Here is a 25307-nt window from a genome sequence, read left to right as displayed (position 1 = left end):
AACGAAGCCTCAGGAGCGGGTCACTCGTGCTGACCGGCCAGCACCAGCACCCGGGCGTGGATCTGGTTGCGTTGCTGGAGCGCGGCGCGCAGCGCGCGGTGCAGCCCGTCCTCCAGGTAGAGCCCGCTGTTCCACTGCACCACGTGGGGGAACAGGTCCCCGTAGAAGGTGGAGTCCTCGGCGAGCAGCTTGTCCAACGCCAGCTCACGCTTGGTGGTGATCAACTGGTCCAGCCGCAGCGGACGCGGCGGGATCTCCGCCCACTGCTTGAGCGTCAGGTTGTGCTCCGGATAGGGACGCCCGTCCCGGACCGCTCTGAAGATCACGACGGCACGCTCCCCTCCCCCTCACCGTTCCGACCCACCGCGCCGGGTCGGATCGCGGCGTGGCACCGCGCGGCACGGCACCGATGACCGTGCCAGCGTAGCCGCCCCCGCCACACCGCGTTTTACTCCCTCATGTCGCTTTCGCGACCACTGTTGGTCAACCCCGCCCGGCGACGCCGGGCCGGCCGCCGACACCGCCCCGCCGACGGCGAGCCGGGCCGCCGACGCCCCCCGGCGTCAGCTCCAGCGTCCCCGCCGGACCACCTCGTCGACCGGGCGACGCCCCCGCCGCAGCGACGGCGACCGGTGGTCCGGCGCCCGGTACCCGACGGTGACCGCCCCGACCGGGTCGTACTCCGCCGGCACCCCGAACGCCTCCCGGTACGCCTGCGTGCGCTGCGGCGGGATGCCGAAGAAACACGCGCCCAGCCCCTCGTCCACGGCGGTGAGCAGCATCAGCAGGGCGGCGAAGCCGGTGTCGACATACCAGTACGGCACCGGCCAGCGCTCCTGCGCGCGGTCCGTCCAGCCCTTGTCCGGCTCGGCGTACCGGTCGAGGTACGCCGATCGGTTGGCGTGCGGCACGACGATCAGCGGGGCCCGCCGCATCCCGGCCAGCCACCGCTCGCGCCCGCCGCCGTCCGGGGTGGTCGCCGCCCAGAACCGTTCCCGGTCCGCCGGCTCCTCCAGCACCAGGAACCCCCAGCCCTGGGCGAACCCCGCCGACGGGGCCCGGACGGCGTGGTCGAGCAGCCGCTGCACCACCTCCGGCGGGACGGGGCGGTCCGGGTCGTAGTTGCGCACCATCCGGCGTCGCCGGAGCACCTCGGCGAACTCCACGCCGCCTGCTCCCCCTGCTACCGGGCCCCGGGCCGGATGCCCATGGTGCCCCGCCAGGTGTCGCCCGGCTCCAGGGTGATCACGTCCTTGCCCGAGCGGTACGCGTCCGGCGGGCAGGTCATCGGCTCGATCGCCACCGAGCGGCGGTGCCGCTCGCCGGTCAGGGTGTCCCCGGTGAAGACCTGCCACCAGCCGAACTCGCGGTCCGCCCAGACGGTGACGGCCGCCGCGTCGTCCGGGGCGGCCAGGGTCACCGAGGAGCCGCCGTCGGCGTCGCGGACCACGTCACCGAACGCCGTGTCGAGCACCGCGTGGCCGATCCGCCGGGGGCTGGTGTAGTCGTACTCGGTGCCGGCGACCGGGGTCGCCCCGACCGGCAGCAGCCGCCCGTCCACCTGCACCCGCAGCTTCGCCGGCACCCGCAGGGCGAGGTCGTCCACCGCCACCCCGGGCAGTTGCAGGTAGGGGTGCATCGAGAAGCCGAACGGGCAGGGCTCCCCGCTGACGTTGGTGGCCTCGTGGTCGATGCGCAGGCCGTCCGGGCCGACCGAGTATCGGTTGCGCAGCCGCAGCGCCCACGGGTAGCCCGGCTGCGCGGGCAGGTCGTAGCCGAGGGTCACGGCGTCGTCGGACTGCTCGACGAGGTGCCACGGCACCCAGTTGACCAGGCCGTGCAGGGCCGCGCCCCGGCTCGGCTCGGTCAGCGTGAGCTGGAACTCCCGGCCGCCGAAGGCGTACTGACCGTCACGGATCCGGTTCGGCCAGGGGGCCAGCACCTGCCCGGCCCCGCCGGGGCAGAGCTCGTCGGCGGCGAACCCGTCGACGTAGTCGACGCCGTCGTGCCGGTACGTCCGCAGGCCGCCGCCGACCTCGACGAGCACGGCCTCGTGGCCGGCGGCGGAAATGGTCCACTGGGTGCCTGACGGCGGGCGGGGTGCGGCGTTCTGCATGCCGGTGACCTTAGTCGGTCACCTCCGCGCACGGGGTGCGGCTGTCGGTCATGGCCGCGCAGCGGTATCGACGCCCGCCCGGTAGCGCACCAGGGCCGGGAAGACGGCCACCAGCAGCACCGCGAGCACCGCCGCGGCGAGGCCGCCGCCGACCCAGGCGACGCCGGTGCCGAAGCCGGCGGCCATCGTGCCCGCCCGCAGGTCGCCGAGGCGGGGCCCGCCCGCCACCACCACCGTGTTGACGCCCTGGAGCCGGCCCCGCATCCGGTCCGGCGCGTGCACCAGCAGCATCGTCTGCCGCAGCACGGCGCTGACCAGGTCGGCCGCGCCGGCCACGGCGAGCAGCCCGACCACCAGCCAGAGCTGGCGGGCCAGCCCGGCGGCGGCGATGGCCAGCCCCCAGCCGACGACGGCGCACACCAGCGCCACCCCCTGCCGGTGGAGCCGGCCGATCCAGCCGGACGTGAGCCCGCCGAGCATCGACCCGATGGCGATGGCGCTGAACAGCCAGCCGACGGCCGCGCCGCCGCCGAAGCGTTCCTCGGCGATCTCGGGGAACAGCGCCCGGGGCATCGCCAGCACCATCGCGATGAGGTCGATGGCGAAGGAGAGCAGCAGCACCGGCGTGGTGGCCAGGTAGCGCAGCCCGTCGACGACGCTGGCCAGCCCTGCCCTGCGGGGCGAGCCGTCCCCGTCGGGGTCGGGCTCCGGCGGCAGCGCCGGCATCCGCAGCGTCGCCCAGACCGCCGCCGTGAAGAAGACCGTGTCCACGCCGTACGCGATGGGCAGCGCGACCCCGACCTCCCAGGCCGCGAAGATCAGCCCGGCCAGCAGCGGCCCCAGCACGGACGCGGCGGTGTGGGTGGTGAAGTTCAGGGTGCTCGCGGCCGGGACCAGCTCGGCCGGGACGAGCCGGGGGATGCTCGCGGTGCGGGCCGCCCCGCTGACCGCGAACCCGACCGACTGCAACGCCACCAGGACCAGCAGCAGCACCGGGCTGCCCACCCGGAACACGGCCTGGGCCAGCAGCCCCACCATCGACGCCCAGAGCACCGCCTGGCTGACCAGCAGCACCACGCGCCGGTCCCGGGCGTCGGCGACCGCGCCGCCCCACAACCCGAAGACCAGCAGCGGCAGGAACGCGGCCACGCCGAGCAGCCCGACCCAGAACGAGTCCCGGGTCAGCGCGAACATCTCCACCGGCACGGCCACGGCCGTGAACTGGAAGCCGAGCATCGCGACGCTGTTGCCGACCCAGATCCGCCGGTAGACGGGCACCCGCAGCGGGCGCAGGTCGATCGCCCAGCGACGCGCCCCGCGCGGCCGGGTCTCCTTGACGGCGGTCACGGGGCGAGCCGCTCCACGACCCACCGGCCGTCGTCGGCCGGCCCCGGGTCGGGCGCGGTGCGGCGGAACCGCAGCCGGTCGTGCAGCCGGCTGGCCCGGCCCTGCCAGAACTCCACCGTCTCGGGGCGCACCCGCAGGCCGCCCCAGTGCGGGGGCGCGGGCACCGGGTCCACGTCGGCGAACCGCTCGGCCACCGCCCGGTAGCCGGCGTCCAGCGCGGCCCGGTCGCCGATCACCCGCGACTGCTCGCTGGCCCACGCGCCGAGCTGGGAGCCGCGCGGCCGGCTGGCGAAGTACGCCTCGGTCTCGGCCCGGTCGACGGGCTCGATCCGCCCGGCGACCACCACCTGCCGCTGGATGGGAAACCACGGAAAGACCAGGCTGGCGTACGGGTTGGCCAGCGCCTCGGTGCCCTTGCGCGAGCCGTGGTTGGTGAACAGGACGAAGCCCTGCGGGTCGTACCCCTTGAGCAGGACGGTGCGCCCGCTGGGGCGGCCGGCCGCGTCGGCGGTGCCGAGCACCATCGCGTTCGGCTCGGGCAGGCCGGACGCCACCGCGTCGGCGAACCAGCGGGCGAACTGGGCGTGCCAGTCGGCGGCCAGATCAGCCTCGGAAAGGCCCAGGTCGGCGGCGTACTCGTTACGCATGCCGGCCGGGCCGGGTGTGTCACCCGTCACAGCTACCCTCCCCTTCGGTGGCCCCGTCACCCTCGGCGACGCTGGCCAGCCCCTACCGCCCAGTCTCATCGACCCCGCACGCTTGTCCACCGGCGGGGATGTCGCGTGCAGCACAGTCGTCGCGGGTCGCGCAGCCGGTTACCCACCAGGCAAGATGTCACGAACACGTCCCTGAGGGTCGCCTAAGGCGCTCGGCCGGCCGGGCCGGATGAGCCCAGGCGGGCGCATCGAGCAGATCCAGGAGTAAGAATGGCCGACTTCAAACCGGGCCTGGAGGGCGTCGTAGCCTTCGAGACCGAGATCGCCGAGCCCGACCGCGAGGGCGGTGCCCTGCGCTACCGCGGCGTGGACATCGAGGATCTGATCGGTCAGGTCTCCTTCGGCAACGTCTGGGCGCTGCTGGTCGACGGCCGGTTCGGCCCCGGCCTGCCGCCGGCGGAGCCGTTCCCGGTGCCCGTGCACTCCGGCGACATCCGGGTCGACGTGCAGTCCGCCGTCGCGATGCTCGCCCCGTACTGGGGGCTCAGCCAGCTCCTCGACATCTCCGACGAGCAGGCCCGCGAGGACCTCGCCCGGGTGTCGGTCACCGCGCTCTCCTTCGTCGCCCAGTCCGCGCGCGGCCTGGGCCTGCCGGCCGTGCCGCAGAAGGAGATCGACAAGGCGGAGACGATCGTCGAGCGCTTCATGAAGCGCTGGCGCGGCGAGCCCGACCCCCGCCACGTGAAGGCCGTCGACGCCTACTTCATCTCGGCCGCCGAGCACGGCCTGAACGCCTCCACCTTCACCGCCCGGATCGTCGCCTCCACCGGCGCCGACGCCGCCGCCTGCATCTCCTCCGGCATCGGCGCGCTCTCCGGCCCCCTGCACGGCGGCGCGCCGTCGCGGGTGCTCAGCATGCTGGAGGCCGTCGAGCGCAGCGGCGACGCCGAGGGGTACGTCAAGGGCGTCCTCGACCGGGGCGAGCGGCTGATGGGCTTCGGCCACCGGGTCTACCGGGCCGAGGACCCGCGCGCCCGCGTGCTGCGCCGCACCGCCAAGGAGCTGGGCGCGCCGCGCTTCGAGATCGCCGAGGCGCTGGAGAAGGCGGCCCTGGCCGAGCTGCAGGCCCGCCGACCGGACCGGGTGCTCGCCACGAACGTCGAGTTCTGGTCGGCCGTGGTGCTCGACTTCGCCGAGGTGCCCGCGCACATGTTCACCTCGATGTTCACCTGCGCCCGGATGGGCGGCTGGAGCGCGCACATCCTGGAGCAGAAGAAGCTCCAGCGGCTGGTCCGCCCGTCGGCCCGCTACGTCGGGCCGGGCAGCCGCAAGCCGCAGCAGGTCGAGGGCTGGGACGCCATCCCGCACGGCGTGTGAGCAGCGGCCCTCTCGACGCCTTCGCCAGACACCCACCACCTGGGTGCGCGACGCCCGTCCGATCCACCCGTCGACGCGACGACGGAAGGGGCCCCGCCGGTTCGGCGGGGCCCCTCCGCGTACCAGAAGGTCTGTCCGGCCCCGCGTAACCGCGGGTGGGGTGGCGACGTAACCGGGCGGATGTGTCATACGCCTCAGCTCCGGCGGCGGGACCCTCGGGTGTCCGGGCCGCCCCGGGTGCGAGGATGAGGGCTCGGCAGTGCCGCCGGACCGGGCTCGGATCCGGCCGCCCGTGCGTCCCACGCACGCGTCCGTCCTCCGCGCCCGACCACCACCTGTGACCGGGCCCCGCCCACGCGGAAGGATCTCGACAACCGTGGCTGACGCACCGACCATCCGGATTCCCGACGACATCAAGCCCGCCGACGGGCGGTTCGGCTGCGGGCCGTCCAAGGTCCGTCCGGCGGCCGTCTCCGCCCTCGCCGACGCGGCGACGGGCTTCCTGGGCACCTCGCACCGGCAGAAGACCGTCCGCGACCAGGTCGCCCGGCTGCGGCGCGGCATCGCCGAGTTCTACTCCCTCCCCGAGGGCTACGAGGTGATCCTCGGCAACGGCGGCACCACCGCCTTCTGGGAGGTCGCGACGTTCGGCCTGATCCGCGACCGGGCGCAGTTTGCCAGCTTCGGCGAGTTCGGCGCGAAGTTCGTCAAGTCGGTCAAGGACGCCCCGTTCCTCGGCGAGCCCACCGTGCGCAAGGCCGAGCCGGGCAGCGCTCCGGCGCTGGTCGCCGAGGCCGGCATCGACGCGTACGGGCTGCCGCAGAACGAGACCTCCACCGGCGTCGCGGTGCCGATCAACCGGGTCGCCGGAGCCGACGAGGGCTCGCTGCTGCTGGTCGACGCGACCTCGGCGGCCGGCGGCCTGGCGGTGGACGTCGCCGAGACCGACGTCTACTACTTCGCCCCGCAGAAGTGCTTCGCCTCCGACGGCGGCCTCTGGCTGGCCCTGATGTCGCCGGCCGCCCTGGACCGGGCCGCCGAGATCAAGGCGTCGGGCCGCTACATCCCGGCGTTCCTCGACCTGGTCACCGCGATCGACAACTCGCGGCTGGAGCAGACCTACAACACCCCGGCACTGGCCACCATCTTCCTGGCCGCCGAGCAGACCGACTGGATGAACGAGCAGGGCGGCCTGGCCTGGGCGGCCAAGCGCACGGCCGAGAGCGCCGGCATCGTGTACGGCTGGGCCGAGCGCTCCGCCGTGGCGACCCCGTTCGTCACCGACCCGGCGCTGCGCTCCAACGTGGTCGCCACCATCGACTTCGCCGACGGGGTGGACGCGGCGGCGATCGCCAAGGCGCTGCGGGCCAACGGCATCGTCGACACCGAGCCCTACCGGAAGCTCGGCCGCAACCAGCTGCGCATCGCGCTCTACCCGGCCGTCGAGCCGTCCGACGTGGAGGCGCTGACCGCCTCGATCGACTACGTGGTCGAGCGGCTCTGAGACATCGTCACACTGGGTGGCCGCCGCACCGCCGCCGGCCACCCAGTGTGATCATCTTCGCAGCTCATCCGCGACATGCGGGTGTCGCATCCCCCACCGGGTTGCGGATGGGCGTACCGTGGTGCGGGACGCCCGGGTGGCCGACCCGTGGCGTGCGGCCAGCGAAGCGGGACGGAGGCAACGCTCATGCGCCCAGTACGCTTCGTCGCCCTCTCCGAGGACGGCCAGGCTCTGGTGCTCGCCGACGAGGTCGGGCGGCTGCTCGCCCTGCCCATCGACGAGCGCATCGCCGGCGCCCTGCACGCCGAGCCGGGCGCGCCCCCGCTCGCCGTGGTGCCGAACACCACCGACCACCCCCTGCCGTCGCTGTCCCCGCGCGACATCCAGGCCAAGATCCGTTCCGGCGAGTCCGCCGAGGACGTGGCCCGCGTCGCGGGCGTCCCGGTCGACCGCGTGCTGCGCTACGCGGGCCCGGTGCTCCAGGAGCGGGCGATGCTCGCCCAGCACGCCCGGCGCACCCGCCTCAAGGGCGCCGAGAAGCCGACCCCCCTGGCCGAGGTGGTCAACGGCCGGCTGGCCCAGCACGGGATCGACACCGAGAAGATCTCCTGGGACGCCTACCGCCGCGACGACGGCACCTGGCGGATCATCGCCACCTGGCCGTCGGGCAAGGCCACCGCGCAGGCGGTCTGGGATCTGGACAAGACCCGGCAGCACGTCGTCCCGCACGACGACATGGCGCAATACCTCTGCGCCGAGCGCCCCACGCCGATCCTCGGCCAGGAGCCGGCACCCGAGCGCGGCGGCCACGCGCTGCCCGGCCCCTCGCGCGGCGAGCCGAGCCGGGGCGGGCACGGGCTGCCCGCGGCGGCCGGCGACCACAGCCGCCCGGGGCGCGACCCGATCCGCGCCGGGCGGGACGCCCTGCTCGCCTCCCTGGACCGGCCGCTCGGCTCGACGTCCGGTCGCGGCCTGGAGCCGCGTACGCCGGCGGCACTGGCCGGGTCCGACGCGCCCCGGCAGCGGCCGGTCGGCGGCGGGGCGGCGGCCCTGCTCGGCGGCGGCCAGGGCTCGGCGTTCGACGACGACTCGGACGCGCCCAAGGAGGTCCCGGCCGTGCCGTCGCTGGCGGTGCTCCGGCCCCGCCGCACGGGCGCTGCCGCGGCGGCCTCCGGCGGCGAGTCCACCGACGCCTCCGGCAAGCCGCGCAAGCGCCTGCCGAGCTGGGACGACGTGCTGTTCGGCAGCGGCCCGGCGGCCCGCGAGTCCTCCTGACCCACCCGCCCGCGCCGGGCGGCACGCGCTCCCCGCGCACCGCCCGGCGACGGCGAGGCAGTCGGCGTGCCGCCGTGGCAGGGTGGGTCGTATGGAGTACACGAATCTGGGACGCACCGGTCTGTCGGTGAGCCGGCTCTGCCTCGGCACGATGAACTTCGGTCCGCAGACCAGCGAGCCGGACAGCTACGCCGTCATGGACCGGGCGCTGGAGCACGGCATCAACTTCTTCGACACCGCCAACGTCTACGGCTGGCAGACCGGCGAGGGCATCACCGAGCAGATCATCGGCCGCTGGTTCGCCCAGGGCGGCGGCCGGCGGGAGAAGGTGGTGCTGGCCACCAAGGTCTACGGCAAGATGGGCGACTGGCCCAACGAGCAGGGCCTCTCCGCCCGGCACATCATCCGGGCCTGCGAGGATTCGCTGCGCCGGCTCCAGACCGACGTCATCGACCTCTACCAGATGCACCACGTCTCCCGGGCCACCCCGTGGGAGGAGATCTGGCAGGCGATGGAGACCCTGGTCGCCCAGGGCAAGGTCGTCTACGTCGGATCGTCCAACTTCGCCGGTTGGCACATCGGACAGGCACAGGCGGCGGCGCAGCGGCGCAACTTCCTCGGCCTCGTCTCCGAACAGTCCATCTACAACCTGCTGACCCGGGCCGTCGAGCTGGAGGTGGTCCCGGCCGCCCAGCACTACGGCCTCGGCATCATCCCCTGGTCGCCGCTGCACGGCGGGCTGCTGTCGGGGGCGCTGCGCAAGATGGCCGAGGGCGGGGCCGCCCGCAGCGCCGCGGGCCGCGCCGCCGAGGGCCTGGCCGAGCACCGGCCGACCATCGAGGCGTACGAGAAGTTCTGCGCCGACCTCGGCCACGATCCGGCGGACGTGGCGCTCGGCTGGCTGCTCTCCCGGCCCGGGGTGACGGCCCCGATCATCGGCCCGCGCACCATCGACCAGCTCGACCGGTCGCTGGGCGCGCTGGACGTCCGCCTCGACGAGGCGGCGCTGGCCCAGCTCGACGAGCTGTTCCCGCCGGTGGGCAAGGGCGGCCCCGGCCCGGAGGCGTGGGCCTGGTAGGGCCTACGCCGAGCGCGGCGGGCGCGCGTCGCGCCGCGGCCGGGCACGCACCGCCGCCGGGCACGCGCCGCCGCCGGGCACGCACCGCGGCCGGGCACGCGCCGCCGGGCACGCGCCGCGATGTCGGCGACATGGTGGTATCCCCGAGGCGGGAAGCCGCCATGTCGCCGACATCGCGGGCCACCACCGGCCCCGACGCGGCCCGACCCGGCCCCGACCCGGCCCCGCCGGCGCGACCGGGCCACCACCGGCGCGACCCGGGCCCACCGGCCCCGACCCGGCCGCCGGTCCCGGTCAGATCGGCCAGGCGGCCACCCGGTCGTACGTCGGCTGCGGGCACTGGTGGCTGCGGACCAGCACCAGCTCGGCGGCCGGCCACGGCGGCCCCAGGTAGTCGTGCAGGGCCTCCCGGTCGGCGGCCACCTCGGCGCGGTCGATCCGGTCGCCGGGGCGGGCGATGGTGAGGTGCGGGGTGAACGGCTTCTCGTCGTACGGCAGCCGGCCCCGGCGCAGCCCCGACCGGACCAGCCGGGCCAGGACGCGCAACGCCTCGACGTCGCCGCGCACGTCCACCCAGAGGACCGTGAACCGGCCCCGGCCGAAGCTGCCCCCGCCGCCGAGCCGCAGCACGGCCGGCCCGGTCCGGCCGCCCGCTAGTCGTTCGGCCGCCGGCAGATCGCGGGTGCGGAACGTCTCGGCGGCGATGCCGAGGGCGTTCTCGACGTCGACGAGGCGGCCCGCGTCGACCTGGCCGAGGAAGGCGACGGTGAGGTGCGCCCGCGCCGGGTCGGCGAGCCGTACGTTGGTGCCGGCCGCCGCCGCGCGGCCGACCCGGAGCCGGGCCACCTCGGCGCTCAGGTCGGCGACGGCCTCGGGCGGCGGGAAGACCCCGACGAAGAGCCGCATCCCGGCGGCGGGCACGACGGTGCCGGTCACCGGGGGCTCGGCGGGGGTCAGCGGTGCCGCTGGCGGTGTCGGGGCCGGGCGGCGGGCAGGGTGAGACCGGCCGCGTGCAGCATCCCCTCGACCCGGACCCGCTCGATCTGCCGGTCGACGCCCTCCAGCTCGCCCAGGTGCTCGGGGAGCCCCAGGCAGCGGCAGGCGGCCCTCAGGTGCTCGTCGTACGCGTCGACGACGGCGGCGTGCCAGATCACCGCCCGGCCGCCCGGGTTGACCCGGTGCCCGGCGAACCGGTGCAGGTCGGCGGCGATCTGCTGGAGGGACCGGCGGTCCTCCCGGTCGAACTCGGTGAGGTCGATCCCTCGGGTCAGCCCCTCGGCGTCGACGGCCCGGTCCAGCCGGGCGATGGTGCGGCGTTCCCGGCGTCGTTCGCGCCACTCGGCGTAGCCGCAGGCGACCCGGTCGATGATCTCGTCGGCGCAGAACACCAGCGCAAAGGCGACCGGAAGACTCGCGACAGCGACGAACGCCAGGGCAAGGAGCATCGCTCGGCCTACCTCCACGCATCGACGCTATGCTGCCGCGAGCCTCGCCGCCACCGGTTTGTTGACATTCACCATCTTCAATTACTCGGCGTCAGCAGGGGGCCCCTCCCTGCTCCCTGCTCCACCACGTAGAAGCGGGGGGACGGAAGCACCCGCAGGCGCAGCCGGGCCCCCGAGCGGCGCAACTGCCAGGCGAGCGCCAGCAGGGCGGTGGCCAGCGAGATCAGCCCGCCGATCCAGATGCTCGCCCCGGCGCCGAACCGCTCGGCCACCCAGCCGATGATCGGCGCGCCGACCGGGTTGGTGCCGAGGAACACCAGCACCCACAGCGCCATGACCCGGCCCCGGAAGGCGGCGTCGGTGCCGAGCTGCACCCGCTGGTTGGCCGACTGGGCGAAGAAGACCATGAAGAACCCGGCGGGCAGCAGCAGCGCCACCACCATCCAGTACGCCGGGGCGAGCCCGACCAGGGTGCCGAAGACGGCACAGCCGACCGCCGCGCCGAGCACCAGCCACACCGAGGGGCGGCTGCGCCGCCCGGTGCCGGCCAGCGCCCCGACGAGCGCGCCGACGGCCAGCGCCGTGCTGAACAGGCCGAACGAGGCGGCACCCGTCTTGAACACGGTCTTGGCCAGGGCGGCGAGGGTGAGCTGGAAGTTGAACAGGCTCATCCCGATCACCGACATCACGGCCATCGGCAGCAGCAGGTCGGGGCGGCGGGCGACGTAGCGCAGGCCGTCGACGACCCGGGCGGAGTCCCGCTCGGCGACGGGGAGGAGGTCCTTGCGGTGCAGCTCGGCGGGGCGCATCCGGACCACGGTGGCCAGCGGGCCGAGCGAGCTGAGCGCGGTGAACAGGAAGACCGGGCCGACGTCGACGGCGGCGATGGCCAGGCCGGCGACGGCGGGGCCGACGATGCGGGCCGAGTTGAACACGGCCGCGTTGAGCGACAGCGCGTTGGGCAGCAGCGACGTGCCGACGAGTTCGGAGACGAACGCCTGCCGCACGGGCGTCTCCACCGCGTTGGCGACGCCGAGCAGGGCGGCGAAGACGAAGACGTGCCAGAGCTGGACGAGGCCGGTGAGCACCAGCAGGCTCATCCCGAACGACAGCACCGTCCAGAACGCGTTCGCGACGAAGAGCAGCAGGCGCTTGTCGTACCGGTCGGCGAGCCGCCCGGAGAGCAGGGTGAGCAGCAGCACCGGGGTGAACTGGAGGGCGGTGACCACGCCGAGGGCGGTGGCGGAGTCGTCGGAGAGTTCGAGGACGAGCCAGTCCTGGGCGATGAACATCATCCAGACGCCGATCAGTTTGATCAGCTGCCCGGACGCGAAGAGCCGGTAGTTGCGGACCTGCAGTGACTGGAACATCGTGCTCAGCTTCGCCTGCACCCTGGATGCGCCTCCTCGCTCGTACGCCTCATCGACGGCGGACGGCGCGGACCAGGCGGCGGCGCGCCCCGGTGGGCGCGGCGCGTCAGGCGCGGGCGAGCTGCTGCAGGATCTCGGCAGCCCGTTGCAGGGTCTCCCGGTCGGTCTCGGGCAGCTCGGCCAGCCGGCTGGCCAGCCACTCGTTGCGGGCCCGCTCGAACTGGTCGAGCACGGCCCGGCCGCCCTCGGTCGCCGAGAGGATGACCTGCCGGCCGTCGGTCGGGTGGGGGGTGCGGCCCACGAGGCCGCGTTCCTCCAGCTTCGCGACGATCTTGGTCATCGTCGGCGGCTGCACCCGTTCGACGTCGGCCAGTTCCCGGGGCGTCAGCGCGCCCGCCAGCACGAGGCTGGTGAGCGCGGAGAGCTGGGTGACCGTCAGGTCGCCGACCGGTCGGGCCTGTCGGACCCGCCGGTTGAGCCGGGTGATCGCATCACGCAACTGGGGAGCCAGCTGCGCCGGTGGCACGCGTCTCGCCGTCACCGTCCGCTCCGTCACGATAGTTAGCCTAACTAATGAGCCTGGCTAACGACAGCCGTTATGACCATGCTCACCAGGGGGTGTGCGCCCCGGAAGCCGGGGTACCTGTCCGGCACCCCGACCCCCGGGACACGTGGGGCGTCAGAGTACGACCGACTCGATCGGCCCGCGCAGGAAGTACAGGACGAACAGCGCCGCCACCGCGTACAGCAGGGGGTGGACCTCGCGGGCCTTCCCCTTCGCCAGCTTCACGATCACGTACGAGATGACGCCCGCGCCGATGCCGTTGGAGATCGAGTACGTGAACGGCATCAGGGTGATCGTGAGGAACGCCGGGATCGCGATCTCGTAGTCGGTCCAGTCGATCGTCCGCACCGCCGTCATCATCAGGAAGCCGACCACCACCAGCGCCGTCGACGCCGCCTCGAACGGCACCACCACCGCCAGCGGCGCGAGGAACATCGCCAGCAGGAACAGCGCGCCCGTGACCAGGTTGGCCACGCCGGTGCGGGCGCCCTCCGCGACACCGGCGGCGCTCTCGATGTACGACGTGTTGCTGGAGACGCTCGCCGCGCCACCCGCAGCCGCGGCGATCGAGTCGACCAGCAGGATCTCCTTGGCCCGCGGCGGGGTGCCCCGCTCGTCGAGCATGCTCCCCTCCTGGCCGATCGCGACCATCGTGCCCATCGTGTCGAAGAAGTCCGTGATCAGCAGCGTGAAGACGAACATCAGCGGCACCAGCCAGCCGACCCGGGTCCACGAGTCCAGCACGTTGAAGTTGCCGAGCAGCGACAGGTCGGGCACGTCCACGACCGTCTTCGGCAGCTCCGGCACGTTCAGCGACCAGCCCTTGGGGTTGGGCTTGCCGTCGACGAAGGACGGGCCGACGTTCGCCACGGCCTCCACCACGATCGCCAGCACGGTCGAGGCGAGGATGCCGATCAGGATCGCGCCGCGTACCCGGCGCACCACCAGCACGATCGTGACCAGCAGGCCCACCACGAAGACCAACATCGGCCAGCTCACGATCTTGCCACCGATGCCCAGCCCCACCGGGACCGTCGTGTTCGCCGCGTCCGGCACCCGCCGGACGAAGCCGGCGTCGACCAGGCCGATGATCGTCAGGAAGAGGCCGATGCCGACGCCGATCGCGGTCTTGAGCTGCGTGGGCACCGAGCGGAACACCGCCGTACGCAGGCCGGTGAGCACCAGGATCGCGATGAGCACACCCTCGATCACCACCAGGCCCATCGCGTCGGCCCAGGTCATCTGCGGGGCGATCTCGTACGCCACCAGCGCGTTCACGCCCAGGCCGGCGGCCAGCGCCATCGGGAACCGGCCGACCACCCCCATCAGGATCGTCATCAGGCCCGCGACGAGCGCCGTCGCGGCGGCCAGCGCCGGGATCGCCAGCTTCTTGCCGTCGCCGTCGACGGCGCTGCCGATGATCAGCGGGTTGAGCACCACGATGTACGCCATCGTGAAGAACGTCGCCAGGCCGCCCCGCACCTCCCGGCCCGGTGTCGAGCCGCGGGCGGTGATCTCGAAGAAGCGGTCGAAGGCGTTGCGGGGGTGAGCGGGATCGGGTGGAGTGCCGTTGTCCGGCGGCGCAATGGCCATCTGGTCCTCGCAGGTGATCATCCGTCTGTCGCGCGCATCGTCGCAGATCACACGCCAACTGGGAAAGTTGATCGCGTACGCTTGCCCCCGTGCGACAGGAGCAACCGCCGCGGCCCGAGCCGCTCGACCCGCCGATGGTGCCGTTCGCGGTCGCCGGGCTGGTCGCCTGGGCGGTCGCCGGCCTGGTGCTGCTGCTCTTCTTCCGTGGCTGGCTGACCGAGCACGGCCACCAGGACTGGCTCTGGATCTGCCTTGCCGGTTTCCTCTGGGGCTTCCCCGGTCTCGCCGTGATGATGCGTCACGACGCCAACCGGCGTCGCCGCCGCGCCGCCGCGCGGGCCGGTCAGCCCGCCGACACCCGCCGCTGAGCCCGCCCGGTCCGCCGGCCGCTGGCCGGCACTCGCTCAGGGGTGGCCGTAGGGCTCGCCCGGCTCCGCCGCCTCCACCGAGCCCGGGGCCCGGCTCACCGCCACCGCCTCGACGGCGCTGTCGTCGTAGATCGTGGGCAGCTCGTCGACCGGGCTCTCGGGCGTCTCGACCAGCGTCTCCGAGTGCGCGCCGCAGCCGTGGTCGGCGCTGACCACCCGACCGTCGTCGGGGGCGTAGAAGTTGCCGCACGCCCCGAACGCCTGCCGCAGCGCGCCGGCCAGCGGCAGGTAGAAGCCGCACGTGCCGCAGCGGGCGGCGGCCGGGGCGGCGGTGGAGATCGGCGCCGAGGGGCCGTGGTCGCCGTCGTACCAGCGCTGCGCGGCCTCGCTGCGCCCCTCCCGGGACAGCACGCGCGGCCGACCGAGGCCCAGCTCCCAGGCGGTCTCCTCCACCGCCGGGTCGTCGGACAGGACGTACCCCGGGGCGAGCCGCTCGTCGTCGGGCGGGGTCGGCAGGAGGTCACCCGGGCCCAGGTCGCCCGGCTTGAGCCGCTCCTGCCAGGGCAGCCAGCCCGGCGCGAGCAGCGCGTCCGAGCCCGGCAGCAGGACCGTCTCGCAGACGGTGACCTTGCGGCTGCGCGGCACCCGGGTCACGGTGACCGCCCACCGCCAGCCCCGGTAGCCGGACAGCCGGCACTCGAAGTAGTGGGTGACGACCCGGTCCGCCTCGGCGACGGCCTGGAGGTGGTCGCCGACGTCGGACGGCTCCACCTCGGTGATGGCGTCGCGGGCCACCTCGACGGCGGCGGCGCAGACCTGGTCGAGGCGGGCGGCACGAGCGGAGGCGGGCCTGGTCACCCGTCCATTGTTCCCCATGGGTGACGAAGACCGACAGGCACTCCCCGCAAGGTCGTTCTCCGGCGGTGCTGGCGCGGGGGTGGGGTACATGGGCGAGGATGGTGCACATGCCGTTGTTCTCCCGCTCCGATCGGTCCATGCTGGGGCGGACCGTCGGCACCGGCATCCGTGCCGTCCGCCTCCTGCTGCGCGGCTCCGCGCGCGGCGGGCGCTGGATGACCCGTCAGGCCGGCTCGGCCCGGGCCCGGGGCGCGGGCGGCGAGGTCGGCATGGTGCGCCTGTTCGACCTGCACGCCCTCTCCTGCGCGGGAGACACGCTGATCGCGATCGGCCTCGCCGGGACGATCTTCTTCAACGTCCCCCTCGGGGAGGCGCGCAGCAAGGTCGCGCTCTACCTGCTGGTCACGATGGTGCCGTTCGCGATGCTCGCGCCGGTGGTCGGGCCGCTGCTGGACCACTTCCGGCACGGCCGGCGGTACGCGCTCGCCGCCACCATGCTCGGCCGGGCCTTCCTGGCCTGGCTGATCTCCGACTACATGCACGGCTTCGGCCTCTACCCGGCGGCCTTCGGGGTGCTCGCGCTCTCCCGGGCGTACGGCGTGGCCCGCTCGGCGGCCGTGCCCCGGCTGCTGCCCGAGGGGCTCGGCCTGTCCCAGGTCGGCGCGCGGGCCAGCGTCTACGGCACGGTGGCCGGCGCCCTCGTCGCCCCGATCGGGCTGGCCGCGTTCTGGTTCGGGCCGCAGTGGCCGCTGCGGGTCGCCTCGGTGATCTTCCTGGTCGGCATGGTGATCGCGTTGCGACTCCCGCCCCGGGCCGACTCCGAGCCGCCCGAGCGGGTGCCCCGCCCGCTGCGCTCCCTGGGCCGGCGGGCCGCCGGGGACCGCCCGCTGGGGCGTGGCCGCCCGTCCGGCCGCCTCGTCATCGCCAGCCTGCTCGGCGCGGCGCTGCTCCGCGTCGTCTACGGCTTCCTGCTGCTCTTCCTCGCGTTCGCGCTGAAGAAGGGCGACCTGACCACCGACTTCTTCGGGCGCGAGCTGAGCGCGGAGATGGCGCTCGGCCTCGTCGGCGGTGCGCTGGCGGTGGGCAGCTTCCTGGCCACCGCGGTCGGCACCCGGCTGCGCATCCACCGCCCCACCGCGATCCAGTCCAGCAGCACGATCATCGTGGCCGGCACGGCCGTTCTCGCCACGATCCAGTTCTCGCTGCCGATGGTGGCCCTGCTCTGCCTGGTCGCCACGCTGGCCAGTGGCGTGGCGAAGCTCGCGGTCGACGCCTCCATCCAGGAACGCATCCCGGAGCGGCTGCGGGCCAGCTCGTTCGCCCACTCGGAGACGGCGCTGATGCTCGCCTTCGTGGCCGGCGGCGCGCTCGGCCTGGTCCCGTTCGACGGCCGGCTGGGCATCGCCGTGGCCGCCGGCGTGGGCGTGCTCGCCGCCGCCCGGGGCGCGTACGTCGCCGGCAAGCTCCGCGACCAGCGGCTGCTCGGCCGCCCGCTCGGCGACGACGAGTTGGCCGACGAGCCGGTCGAGGATCCCGCCGGGAAGCCGGCCGCCGGGGACCGCCCGGCAGCCGACGACCCGACGGCGCACGGGCCGGTGACACCCGACCCGGTGATGCACGACCCGGTGACCGACCACGACCCGGTGACGGACATCGCCCCGACCTCGCCCGCACCCGCCTCCTCCGCCCCGCCCGGCTACCACGTCTACCGGCCGTCCTCCGCGGTCGCCGGCGCCGGCGGAGCGGGCGCGGCCGACGACGAGGCCCGCCGGGAGCCCCGAGGGCCCCTCGCGTGACCGGCGGGACGGGCGTGACCGGCGGGACGGGCGTGACCGGCGGGACGGGCGTGACCGGCCCGACCGGCCGGATCGGCGGGACCGGCCTGCTCGGCGAGGCCGGCCTGCTCGTGGTGACGGCGGTGCCGGCCGAGGCCGAGGCGATCCACGCCGGCCTTTCCGCCGCCTCGCCCGGGGCCACCCCGCCCGCGGCTGCGCCGGCCGGGACCTCGCCGGCCGCCGCCGGGGTGACCGTGGTGCCCGTGGGGGTGGGCCCAGCCGTCGCCGGGGCGGCCACCGCCCGGCTGCTGGCGCTCGCGGAGGCCGCCGGCCGCCCGTACCGGGCCGTGGTCAGCGCGGGCATCGCCGGTGGCTTCGTCGGCCGGGCGGCCGTGGGCGCGACGGTGCTGGCGAGCCGCAGCGTCGCCGCCGACCTCGGTGCCGAGTCGCCGACGGGCTTCATCCCGGTGGACCAGCTCGGCATGCCCCCCGAGCTGCTCGGCGCCGGCACCGCCGTGCCCGCCGACCCGGGCCTGCTGGCCGCCCTGCGCGCGGCCCTGCCGGCGGCGACGGTCGGCGCGGTGCTCACCGTCAGCACGGTCACCGGCACCGCCGCCGGCACCGCCGCGCTCGCCGACCGGCACCCCGACGCGGTGGCCGAGGCCATGGAGGGGTACGGCGTGGCGGTCGCCGCCGCCCAGGCCGGCGTGCCCTTCGCCGAGCTGCGCACCGTCTCCAACCCGATCGGTCCCCGGGACCGCAGCGCGTGGCGGATGCGCGAGGCGTTCGCCGCCCTCACGACGGCCGCGGCGGCGCTGGGCTAGGGCTGGAGCGGCGCTGGGCCAGGAAGCAGCGCAGCACCGAGCCACGCACGGTCGAGGCGCATCGCGTAGTGCCCCCGCCCCTCGATCCGGTATCCACAGGCGAGCAGCAGGTCGACACCGCCGAAGTCCGCGACGGCGTGGGCGACCCGGATCCCGGCCCGTTCCATCTCCGCAGTCAGCGCCGCCACCAGCCGCTGCCCGATCCCCAGCAGCCGGCACGGCCCGGCCACCAGCACGCCGTCCAGCACGATCTCCCGCTCACCGGCGTCGATCAGGTCGCCGTACAGCAACCGGGGGTCGCGCTCGTGGGCGCGCAGCTCCCCGACCAGCCGGCCGTCGGGCAACTCCGCCACGAACCGCCAGCACGTCCCGGGCAACCCGTCGTCGGTGACCCGGCGCACGGTCACCTCGCGGCGGATCCGCTCGCCCCACCGGCGGCGGTCCCGACGCTCGCGGCTCAGCTCGTACGTCGCCGCGGGCAACCGCCGCGGCCAGTGCTGCGGCGGAAGGTTCCACCACCCCGCCCACCAGGCACCCGGCCAGTCCCTCGGGCCGTGCACCTCCCAGGCGTCCAGGTGCGGCGGGTACCGCCGCCCCGCCGCGTCCCGCAGCCCGTCGTGCGGCACCCCGGGCACCGGCACCACCTCCGGCACCCGGTCGTCGCTGGCCTGATCGCCGGGTATCCCGATCGCCACCCGCCCGCCGGCCGCCCGCACCAGCCGCTCGACCGTCCGGAACCGGACGTCCCCGGAGCGACCCGACTCGATCCGCGCCAACGTCGCCTGTGGCACCCCGGCGAGGTCTGCCAGCTCACGCTGGCTCAGGTCCGCGCGGCGACGCAATGCCCGAAGCGATCCGCCCAGATCGACCCGGTCCGCTGTCTCTGCCATGCCTCAATGCTGTCGCCCGCTCCCGCCGGTCATCAACAACCCCCGCCAGGCTGTGGACAACCTGTGGATAACTCCACTCGCTGTTGAGGACCGATACTGCGTTCCGCTCACTAGGGAGCTGAGTCACCTACGACATCAGGGCACCGGAGCACGACACCGGAGCCACCTGCCAGGCACGGGGCAGGGGGCGGCGCGAGACGAGGCGGCACGGCGGGCCCAGGAGACAGCGCGAGGCGAGGCGGCACGGCGGGGGCGCAAGACAGCGCGAGGCGAGGCGACGCGGGCCGGCAAGGCCGGAAGGCGACGCGCAGCGAAGGAGGGCCGGCAGGCCGATTCCCGGCATGTCGGGTACCGCCCTTCCCGGGACCAGGCTGCCTGGGGACCAGGCTGCCCGGCAACAGCCCGCCCGGGGACCGGCCTGTTCGGGACCGGCCTGTTCGGGACCGGCCTGTTCGGGACCGGCCTGTTCGGGACCGGCCTGTTCGGGACCGGCCTGTTCGGGACCGGCCTGTTCGGGACCGGCCTGTTCGGGACCGGCCTGTTCGGGACCGGCCTGTTCGGGACCGGCCTGTTCGCTGAGTCATCCACGACATCAGCTCCCTAGCCGGCGGAAGAAGTACCCGAGGTCCACCGACACCGCCGCCGCACGGTAGGCGCCCGCACCGAGCGGGTGGCGGGCCAGAACGGGGGCGGGGATACGGTGGGGGCGTGGCGCTCACCCTGGCGATCTCGCCCTGCCCCAATGACACGTTCGTCTTCGACGCCCTGGTGCACGGCCGGGTGCCCGGCGCGCCGCCGGTCGAGGTGACCTACGCGGACGTCGACGTCACGAACACCGCCGCCGAGCGGGGCGCGTTCGACCTGGTGAAGGTGAGCTACGCGGCGCTGCCGTGGCTGCTGGACGACTACCACCTGCTGCCCTGCGGGGGCGCGCTCGGCCGGGGCTGCGGGCCGCTGGTGCTGACCCGCCCCGACCGGGCCATCAGCGGGCAGGCCGGCAATGAGCAGCCCGACACCGCCGACCTGAGCGGGGCGACGGTGGCGGTGCCCGGGGACCGGACCACGGCGTACCTGCTGTTCCGGCTCTGGTCGGCCGAGCGCCCGCCGGCACGGATCGAGGTGGTCCCGTTCCACGAGATCATGCCCGCGGTGGCGGCCGGCCGGTACGACGCCGGGCTGGTGATCCACGAGGCCCGCTTCACCTACCAGCGGCACGGGCTGACCGCCCTGGTCGACCTCGGTGAGTGGTGGGAGGGCGACACGGGGCTGCCTATCCCGCTCGGCGCGATCCTGGCCCGCCGGGGCGTGGTCGACCCGGTCGAGGCGGCCGGCTGGATCCGCGAGTCGGTACGCCAGGCGTGGGCCGACCCGGAGGCCAGCCGACCGTACGTGCTCTCCCACGCGCAGGAGATGGAGCCCGACGTGGTGGACCGGCACATCGCCCTCTACGTCAACGAGTTCACCGCGGACCTGGGGGACGCGGGGTTCGCCGCCGTGGAGGCGCTGCTGGGCCGGGCCGCCGACGCCGGGCTCGTGCCCCGGGCCGCCGGCCCTCAGACCTCCAGCTCGCGCGCCACCGCGTGGACCAGCTGAGCGATCTTCTGTGCCGTCTTCTTGTCGGGGAACCGCCCCCGCCGCAGGTCCGGCTGGACCTTCGCCTCCAGCACCTTGATCATGTCTTCCACGAGGCCGTGCAGCTCCTCCGCCGGCCGGCGGCGCAGCTCCGCCACCGACGGCGGGGCCTCCAGCAGCTTGACCCCCATCGCCTGGGCGCCCCGACGGCTGTCCACCACGCTGAAGTCGACCCGCTGACCACCCTTGAGGTCGGTGACACCCGCCGGCAGCGCGCCCTTCGGCAGGAACACGTCGCCACCCTCGTCGCTGGTGACGAACCCGTATCCCTTGGCCGCGTCATACCACTTCACTCGACCCGTCGGCACCTGAGAACCCCTGCTTCACTTGAGACGTCTACTGCTCCAAGGCTAGCCGGATCATGGTGGCGAGCGCCGCCGGGAATCCGGTGAGGTCGGCCAGGACCAGGCTGGCCCCGGCCGAGCGCAGCTCGTCGGCCGAGCAGGGGCCCGTGGCGACCGCCACGCCCGGCACGCCCGCCGCCCCGGCGGCGACCATGTCGGCGGTGTGGTCGCCGACGTACAGGGTCGCGCCGTGCGCGCGCAGCGCCGTCGCCTTCTCCTCGGCGAACAGGTCGCCGGCCAGCTCGTCGACGGCCAGCCCGAGGTGGTCCAAGTGCAGCCGGGCCAGCCGGCCCAGCTTCGAGGTGACGACCACGACCCGGCCGCCGTGGGCGTGCACGGCCGCGATGGCCTCGACCGCGCCGGGCATCGGCAGGGTCGGGGTGATCGCGTACGCCGGATACAGCTCGCGGTACGCCTCGACGGCCGACTCGACCTGCTCGGGCGGGAACCAGCGGGCGATCTCCACGCGCAGCGGCGGGCCGAGCCGGGACACCGCCGCGTCGGCGTCCACGGGCACGCCGGTGCGCGCCGTCAGCGCCCGGTACGCCGCGGCGATGCCGGGACGCGAGTCGACGAGGGTCATGTCGAGGTCGAAACCGACGGTGAGCGGGGGCATGCCGAGAACCTACCCGGCCGGCGGGTCCAGCCGGACGTCCGAGGGGCGCGCGGGCCCCGTCCCGGGCTAGCGTGGAACGACGATGACGACCTCACTCGCCGACCACCTGCGGACGCTGCCCGACGAGTCCCTGGCCGCCCTGCTCCAGCTGCGGCCGGACCTCGTCGTGCCCGTGCCGGCCGACGTGTCCGCGCTCGCGGTCCGGGCCCAGTCCCGGGTCTCGGTGGCCCGGGCGCTGGACGGGCTGGACCAGTTCACCCTCCAGATCCTCGACGCCGCCCGGCTCACCCGGGACCCGGACGACGGCACCACCTCCACCGAGGCCGTCCTCGCCATGGCCACCGCCGGTCCGCGCCCGCCCGCCCCGGCCACCATTCGGGGCGCGGTGAACAAGCTGCGGGCGCTGTTCCTGCTGTACGGGCCCGAGCACGCCCTGCGCGTAGTCGACGGTGTCGACGAGGTCGCCCCGTACCCGGCGGGGCTGGGCCGGCCGGCGACGGAGCTGGACGCGCGCACGGCGGCCCTCTGCGCGGACCCGGCGAAGCTGCGCCGCACGCTGCTGGCCGCGCCCCCGTCGGCGCGGGCGATCCTGGACCGGCTCGCCGCCGGCCCGCCGGTGGGCAGCGTGCCCCCGGGCGCGCTCCAGGCCCCGCCGCTCGGGGCGGAGGACAGCGTCCCGCCGGACCCGACCAACGGCGGCGCGCCCACCGGGTCGCCGGTGCGCTGGCTGGTCGACAGCCGGCTGCTGGTGGCGGTGTCCGCCGGCACGGTGGAGCTGCCCCGCGAGGTCGGCCTGCTGCTGCGCCGCGACAGCGGCCCCCTGGGGCCACTGCGCACCAGCCCACCGCCGGTGGCCGCCGTCGCGCGCGAGGCGAAGGCCGTCGACTCCGCCGGGGCCGGGCAGACCATGGAGGTGGTACGCCACACCGAGGCGCTGCTGGAGCTGCTCTCCGCCGAGCCGGCCCCAGTGCTGCGCTCGGGCGGGATCGGGGTGCGTGACCTGCGCCGGCTGGCGAAGGCCCTCGCCCTGGACGAGGCGACGACCGCCCTGCTGCTGGAGGTGGCGTACGCGGCGGGGCTGGCCGGCGAGCTGGAGCTGTCCGGGGCGACGACCACCCGGTACGGCGCCGACCAGCAGGTCCTGCCCAGCGGCGGGTACGAGGTGTGGCGGGCCATGTCGCTGGCCCGGCGCTGGGAGCAGCTGGCCCGGGCGTGGCTGCTGATGACCCGCCAGGTGGGCCTCGTCGGGCAACGCGACGACCGGGACCGCCCGATCGGCGCGCTCTCGCCCGAGGCGGAACGGGCCGGGGCGCCCGCCGCCCGCCGGGCCGTGCTGGCGGTGCTGGCCGACCTGGAGCCGGCCGTCGCGCCCACCCCGGAGGAGGTGCTGGAGCTGCTCGACTGGCGGGCTCCCCGGCGCAGCCGGGGCCGGGAGGCCGCGCACCGGGAGGCCCTGGTCGAGGCGGCGCGGCTGGGCGTGACGGGGCTGGGGGCGCTCACCTCGTACGGGCGGCTGCTGCTGGCCGACGTGACCGAGGCCGACGAGCGGGGCGGCGACGACCCGCTGGGGCTGCGCGCCGACGCCGAGGACGCGTCCACGGCCGTGCGGGCGCTCGACGGGCTGCTGCCCGCGCCGGTCGACCACTTCCTGGTGCAGGCCGACCTGACGGTGGTGGTGCCCGGCCCGCCCGACCCGGCGCTCGCCGGCGAGCTGGAGGTGGTGGCCGAGCACGAGTCGGCGGGCGGGGCGAGCGTGCACCGGGTCACCACGGCCAGCGTGCGCCGGGCCCTGGACGCCGGCTACTCGGCCGACGACCTGCACGACCTGTTCCGCCGCCGGTCCCGCACACCGGTGCCGCAAGGACTGACGTACCTGGTGGACGACGTCGCGCGCAAGCACGGCGGGCTGCGGGTCGGCTCCGCCGGGGGGTACGTGCGCAGCGACGACGAGGCGCTGCTGGCGGAGGTGCTCGCCGACCGGCGGCTGGAGGCGCTGGCGTTCCGGCGGCTGGCCCCGACGGTGCTGGTCACCCCGTACCAGGTGAACCGGATGCTGCTGGCGTTGCGCGACGCCGGGTACGCCCCGGTGCCCGAGGACGCGTCGGGGGCGGCGGTGCTGTCGCGGCCGAGGACCCGGCGGGCCCCGGGGCGGGCCCCGGTGGGCCGGACGGTGGACCCGTTGGCGTCGCCGAAACTGGCCCTGCCCCGGCTGCTCGGGGTGGTGGAGCAGATCCGGCGGGGCGAGGCGGCGGCGCGGGCGGCCCGGCGGGCCCCGGCGGTGGTACGCGGCACGGCGGCACGCACCGGCCCGGCCCCGGTGCACGGTCACTCCGACGCCCTGGCGGTGCTGCAGCAGGCGGTGCGGGACAAGGCGCTGGTCTGGGTGGGCTACGTCGACGCGCACGGGGCGACCGCGTCGCGGCTGGTCCGGCCGGTGTCGATCGGGGCGGGCTACCTGCGCGCCGAGGACGAGCGCACGGAGATGCTGCACACGTTCGCGCTGCACCGGATCACCGCGGCGGTGCTGGAGGGCTCCTGAGCCGCCCGGCCGCCGGGTCGGGCGTCGCCGCCGGCGGTGTGGCGTCAGCGGCGGCTCCGGCGCACGGTGCCGACCACGGAGACGGCCAGCAGCAGGGCGAACCCGGCCCCGGCGGACTCGCCGACGGAGGCGACGAAGCCCTGCCGCTGGACCAGCCAGCCGTAGAGGAACCAGCCGACGAGGAGCACGGCGGCGGTCGCGTACGCGAGCAGCGTCGCCGCCGAGACCTCGCCGGCCGGCGCGGGCTCGTCGTCGCCTGTCACGTGCCGGGCCGGCGACCGAAGAGGACCACCCGGCTGCCGACCTTGCCCAACTCCCAGGCGCGGAGGGCGTCGGCGGGGAGGAGGTTGACGCAGCCGTGCGAGCCGATCGACTTGTCGTGCAGGTAGGTGGTGGTCTGGTGGTAGCCCATGCCCTGGGTGAAGTGCTGCCAGTAGGGCAGCCACACCTCGTACGGGTCGGACCACTCCTTGATGTTGCGGTAGTTGATGGTGAACGTGCCGGCGGGCGTCGCGTAGCCCTTCATGCCGGTGCGGGTCACCGTCGGGCCCCACACCACCTTGCCGCCGCGCAGCGCCCACGTGGTCTGGTGGGTCAGGTCGATGCAGAACGTGGTGCCGGAGGAGGCGGCCTTGCAGCGCTTCGTGTCGGTGGTGGCGAGGCGCTTCGCCACGTCGTACGTGGTGGGGCCGGCGCGACCGGCGGCGGGGCGGATGTCGTACCGCTGCTGGAACTTCTTGATGGCGGCGCAGTCGGCGGCGGACTGGCGGCCGTCGACGGTCACCCGCCCGAAGCCGCCCAGCCGGGCGAGGTAGGTCTCCACCTCGCGCTGGTGCTCGCCCAGCGGGCATCCGGCCGCCGCAGGCTTCGGCGCGGGCTTCGGCTTCGCCTTCGTCGGGGTGGGCTTCGGCTTCGGCTTGGACTTCGTGCGGGTGGGCTTCGGCTCCGGCCGGGTCCGCTGGTCGGAGCCGGACGAACCGCCCGCCCCCGTTTCCCGTTCCGCCGAGCCGGCCTGGGCGAGCCCTCCTCCACGGCCACCCGGGTCGGCTTGGCGTTCGGGCGTGCACGCACCGACGCCGACCAGCGTGACCACAGCCAGGGCGACGACCCGGGCGCTGAAGCGAACCTGTCTCAT

25 protein-coding genes are annotated in these 25307 nt (G+C 74.9%); 9 read left to right on the top strand and 16 right to left on the bottom strand.

Going from position 1 to position 25307, the window contains the following annotated elements; translation table 11 throughout:
* Positions 1–20 precede the first annotated feature (20 nt).
* The 5 genes from LPU61_RS26625 to pdxH all read right to left on the bottom strand — a co-directional run bounded on the left by LPU61_RS26625 (position 21) and on the right by pdxH (position 4110).
* Positions 21–326: a type II toxin-antitoxin system VapB family antitoxin gene (locus tag LPU61_RS26625; RefSeq protein ID WP_043961565.1), complete on the bottom strand. Its 306-nt coding sequence runs from the start codon at positions 324–326 to the stop codon at positions 21–23.
* Positions 327–563: 237 nt separating this feature from the next.
* A complete protein-coding gene (locus LPU61_RS26620; protein ID WP_229406506.1) occupies positions 564–1166 on the bottom strand; it encodes a nitroreductase family protein in 603 nt (200 codons plus the stop codon).
* Positions 1167–1183: 17 nt separating this feature from the next.
* On the bottom strand, positions 1184–2116 hold the full coding sequence (locus tag LPU61_RS26615; protein ID WP_043961563.1) for an aldose 1-epimerase family protein: 933 nt from the start codon (positions 2114–2116) through the stop codon (positions 1184–1186).
* 48 nt (positions 2117–2164) lie between these two features.
* Positions 2165–3463: an MFS transporter gene (locus tag LPU61_RS26610; protein WP_229406505.1), complete on the bottom strand. Its 1299-nt coding sequence runs from the start codon at positions 3461–3463 to the stop codon at positions 2165–2167.
* Positions 3460–4110, bottom strand: a complete 651-nt coding sequence (pdxH, locus tag LPU61_RS26605; RefSeq protein ID WP_043963792.1) for a pyridoxamine 5'-phosphate oxidase — start codon at positions 4108–4110, stop codon at positions 3460–3462. Before pdxH ends, LPU61_RS26610 begins: the two co-directional genes overlap by 4 nt.
* Positions 4111–4389: 279 nt before the next feature.
* Between pdxH and LPU61_RS26600 the strand changes: the two genes are divergently transcribed.
* The 4 genes from LPU61_RS26600 to LPU61_RS26585 all read left to right on the top strand — a co-directional run bounded on the left by LPU61_RS26600 (position 4390) and on the right by LPU61_RS26585 (position 9353).
* Positions 4390–5496, top strand: coding sequence for a citrate synthase 2 (locus tag LPU61_RS26600; RefSeq protein ID WP_043961561.1), 1107 nt, complete (start codon positions 4390–4392; stop codon positions 5494–5496).
* 376 nt (positions 5497–5872) lie between these two features.
* Positions 5873–7000 carry a phosphoserine transaminase gene (serC, locus tag LPU61_RS26595; RefSeq protein ID WP_229406504.1) on the top strand — a complete coding sequence of 376 codons (1128 nt, stop codon included), beginning with the start codon at positions 5873–5875 and terminating at the stop codon, positions 6998–7000.
* 186 nt (positions 7001–7186) lie between these two features.
* On the top strand, positions 7187–8275 hold the full coding sequence (gene sepH, locus LPU61_RS26590) for a septation protein SepH (protein ID WP_043961559.1): 1089 nt from the start codon (positions 7187–7189) through the stop codon (positions 8273–8275).
* Positions 8276–8366: 91 nt separating this feature from the next.
* Complete coding sequence (locus LPU61_RS26585) at positions 8367–9353, top strand: aldo/keto reductase (protein WP_229406503.1); 987 nt, start codon at positions 8367–8369, stop codon at positions 9351–9353.
* Positions 9354–9647: 294 nt separating this feature from the next.
* Here the strand turns inward: LPU61_RS26585 and thpR are convergent, their stop codons facing one another.
* From thpR to LPU61_RS26560, 5 genes are all read right to left on the bottom strand, one after another.
* Complete coding sequence (thpR, locus tag LPU61_RS26580) at positions 9648–10259, bottom strand: RNA 2',3'-cyclic phosphodiesterase (RefSeq protein WP_043963790.1); 612 nt, start codon at positions 10257–10259, stop codon at positions 9648–9650.
* Positions 10260–10306: 47 nt separating this feature from the next.
* Complete coding sequence (locus tag LPU61_RS26575) at positions 10307–10816, bottom strand: hypothetical protein (RefSeq protein ID WP_043961557.1); 510 nt, start codon at positions 10814–10816, stop codon at positions 10307–10309.
* A 59-nt stretch (positions 10817–10875) separates the two neighbouring features.
* Positions 10876–12189, bottom strand: coding sequence for an MFS transporter (locus LPU61_RS26570; protein ID WP_043961556.1), 1314 nt, complete (start codon positions 12187–12189; stop codon positions 10876–10878).
* 85 nt (positions 12190–12274) lie between these two features.
* Complete coding sequence (locus tag LPU61_RS26565) at positions 12275–12724, bottom strand: MarR family winged helix-turn-helix transcriptional regulator (RefSeq protein WP_176734295.1); 450 nt, start codon at positions 12722–12724, stop codon at positions 12275–12277.
* Positions 12725–12847: 123 nt separating this feature from the next.
* Positions 12848–14326: an NCS2 family permease gene (locus tag LPU61_RS26560; RefSeq protein ID WP_043963786.1), complete on the bottom strand. Its 1479-nt coding sequence runs from the start codon at positions 14324–14326 to the stop codon at positions 12848–12850.
* Positions 14327–14415: 89 nt separating this feature from the next.
* Here LPU61_RS26560 and LPU61_RS26555 point away from each other — a divergent pair, with 89 nt between their 5' ends.
* Entirely contained in the window at positions 14416–14694 is a 279-nt protein-coding gene (locus LPU61_RS26555; RefSeq protein ID WP_043961555.1) for a DUF2530 domain-containing protein, read from the top strand.
* A gap of 36 nt (positions 14695–14730) precedes the next feature.
* On the opposite strand, the gene LPU61_RS26550 is transcribed toward LPU61_RS26555, so the two are convergent.
* The gene (locus LPU61_RS26550) at positions 14731–15570 is read right to left on the bottom strand and encodes a DUF3027 domain-containing protein (protein WP_043961554.1); all 840 of its coding nucleotides are present in this window, start codon (positions 15568–15570) and stop codon (positions 14731–14733) included.
* Between the two features lie 89 nt (positions 15571–15659).
* On the opposite strand from LPU61_RS26550, the gene LPU61_RS26545 reads away from it, so the two are divergent.
* Positions 15660–17348: an MFS transporter gene (locus LPU61_RS26545; protein WP_043961553.1), complete on the top strand. Its 1689-nt coding sequence runs from the start codon at positions 15660–15662 to the stop codon at positions 17346–17348.
* Positions 17349–17434: 86 nt separating this feature from the next.
* Positions 17435–18151, top strand: a complete 717-nt coding sequence (locus LPU61_RS26540; protein ID WP_043963784.1) for a futalosine hydrolase — start codon at positions 17435–17437, stop codon at positions 18149–18151.
* Here the strand turns inward: LPU61_RS26540 and LPU61_RS26535 are convergent.
* Positions 18148–19041, bottom strand: coding sequence for a helix-turn-helix transcriptional regulator (locus LPU61_RS26535; RefSeq protein ID WP_063838544.1), 894 nt, complete (start codon positions 19039–19041; stop codon positions 18148–18150). The genes LPU61_RS26540 and LPU61_RS26535 overlap by 4 nt on opposite strands.
* 708 nt (positions 19042–19749) lie before the next feature.
* On the opposite strand from LPU61_RS26535, the gene LPU61_RS26530 reads away from it, so the two are divergent.
* The gene (locus LPU61_RS26530) at positions 19750–20634 is read left to right on the top strand and encodes a 1,4-dihydroxy-6-naphthoate synthase (RefSeq protein WP_043961552.1); all 885 of its coding nucleotides are present in this window, start codon (positions 19750–19752) and stop codon (positions 20632–20634) included.
* On the opposite strand, the gene LPU61_RS26525 is transcribed toward LPU61_RS26530, so the two are convergent.
* The gene (locus tag LPU61_RS26525; RefSeq protein ID WP_007074225.1) at positions 20595–20981 is read right to left on the bottom strand and encodes a cold-shock protein; all 387 of its coding nucleotides are present in this window, start codon (positions 20979–20981) and stop codon (positions 20595–20597) included. The genes LPU61_RS26530 and LPU61_RS26525 overlap by 40 nt on opposite strands.
* 28 nt (positions 20982–21009) lie before the next feature.
* The gene (locus LPU61_RS26520; protein WP_043961551.1) at positions 21010–21633 is read right to left on the bottom strand and encodes an HAD family hydrolase; all 624 of its coding nucleotides are present in this window, start codon (positions 21631–21633) and stop codon (positions 21010–21012) included.
* Positions 21634–21715: 82 nt separating this feature from the next.
* Here LPU61_RS26520 and LPU61_RS26515 point away from each other — a divergent pair, with 82 nt between their 5' ends.
* Positions 21716–24172 carry a helicase-associated domain-containing protein gene (locus tag LPU61_RS26515; RefSeq protein WP_229406502.1) on the top strand — a complete coding sequence of 819 codons (2457 nt, stop codon included), beginning with the start codon at positions 21716–21718 and terminating at the stop codon, positions 24170–24172.
* 44 nt (positions 24173–24216) lie between these two features.
* Here the strand turns inward: LPU61_RS26515 and LPU61_RS26510 are convergent, their stop codons facing one another.
* Both LPU61_RS26510 and LPU61_RS26505 read right to left on the bottom strand, forming a co-directional pair.
* A complete protein-coding gene (locus LPU61_RS26510; RefSeq protein WP_043961549.1) occupies positions 24217–24435 on the bottom strand; it encodes a hypothetical protein in 219 nt (72 codons plus the stop codon).
* Positions 24432–25307, bottom strand: coding sequence for a L,D-transpeptidase family protein (locus LPU61_RS26505; RefSeq protein WP_043961548.1), 876 nt, complete (start codon positions 25305–25307; stop codon positions 24432–24434). Before LPU61_RS26505 ends, LPU61_RS26510 begins: the two co-directional genes overlap by 4 nt.

It is taken from the genome of Micromonospora sp. NBRC 110038, from assembly GCF_020884815.1.
GTDB lineage: Bacteria > Actinomycetota > Actinomycetes > Mycobacteriales > Micromonosporaceae > Micromonospora > Micromonospora haikouensis.
Note: the sequence above shows the minus strand (reverse complement) of the source record. Positions and strands in the feature narration are given on the sequence as shown.

Bases quoted from the DNA above. Each gene is read 5' to 3' on its own strand.
- LPU61_RS26550 (WP_043961554.1), bottom strand. From the start codon at position 15,570: ATGGGGAACAATGGACGGGTGACCAGGCCCGCCTCCGCTCGTGCCGCC.
- LPU61_RS26535 (WP_063838544.1), bottom strand. From the start codon at position 19,041: ATGGCAGAGACAGCGGACCGGGTCGATCTGGGCGGATCGCTTCGGGCA.
- LPU61_RS26560 (WP_043963786.1), bottom strand. From the start codon at position 14,326: ATGGCCATTGCGCCGCCGGACAACGGCACTCCACCCGATCCCGCTCAC.
- pdxH (WP_043963792.1), bottom strand. From the start codon at position 4,110: ATGCGTAACGAGTACGCCGCCGACCTGGGCCTTTCCGAGGCTGATCTG.
- LPU61_RS26615 (WP_043961563.1), bottom strand. From the start codon at position 2,116: ATGCAGAACGCCGCACCCCGCCCGCCGTCAGGCACCCAGTGGACCATT.
- LPU61_RS26520 (WP_043961551.1), bottom strand. From the start codon at position 21,633: ATGCCCCCGCTCACCGTCGGTTTCGACCTCGACATGACCCTCGTCGAC.
- LPU61_RS26505 (WP_043961548.1), bottom strand. From the start codon at position 25,307: ATGAGACAGGTTCGCTTCAGCGCCCGGGTCGTCGCCCTGGCTGTGGTC.
- thpR (WP_043963790.1), bottom strand. From the start codon at position 10,259: ATGCGGCTCTTCGTCGGGGTCTTCCCGCCGCCCGAGGCCGTCGCCGAC.
- LPU61_RS26585 (WP_229406503.1), top strand. From the start codon at position 8,367: ATGGAGTACACGAATCTGGGACGCACCGGTCTGTCGGTGAGCCGGCTC.
- LPU61_RS26545 (WP_043961553.1), top strand. From the start codon at position 15,660: ATGCCGTTGTTCTCCCGCTCCGATCGGTCCATGCTGGGGCGGACCGTC.
- LPU61_RS26600 (WP_043961561.1), top strand. From the start codon at position 4,390: ATGGCCGACTTCAAACCGGGCCTGGAGGGCGTCGTAGCCTTCGAGACC.
- LPU61_RS26515 (WP_229406502.1), top strand. From the start codon at position 21,716: ATGACGACCTCACTCGCCGACCACCTGCGGACGCTGCCCGACGAGTCC.
- sepH (WP_043961559.1), top strand. From the start codon at position 7,187: ATGCGCCCAGTACGCTTCGTCGCCCTCTCCGAGGACGGCCAGGCTCTG.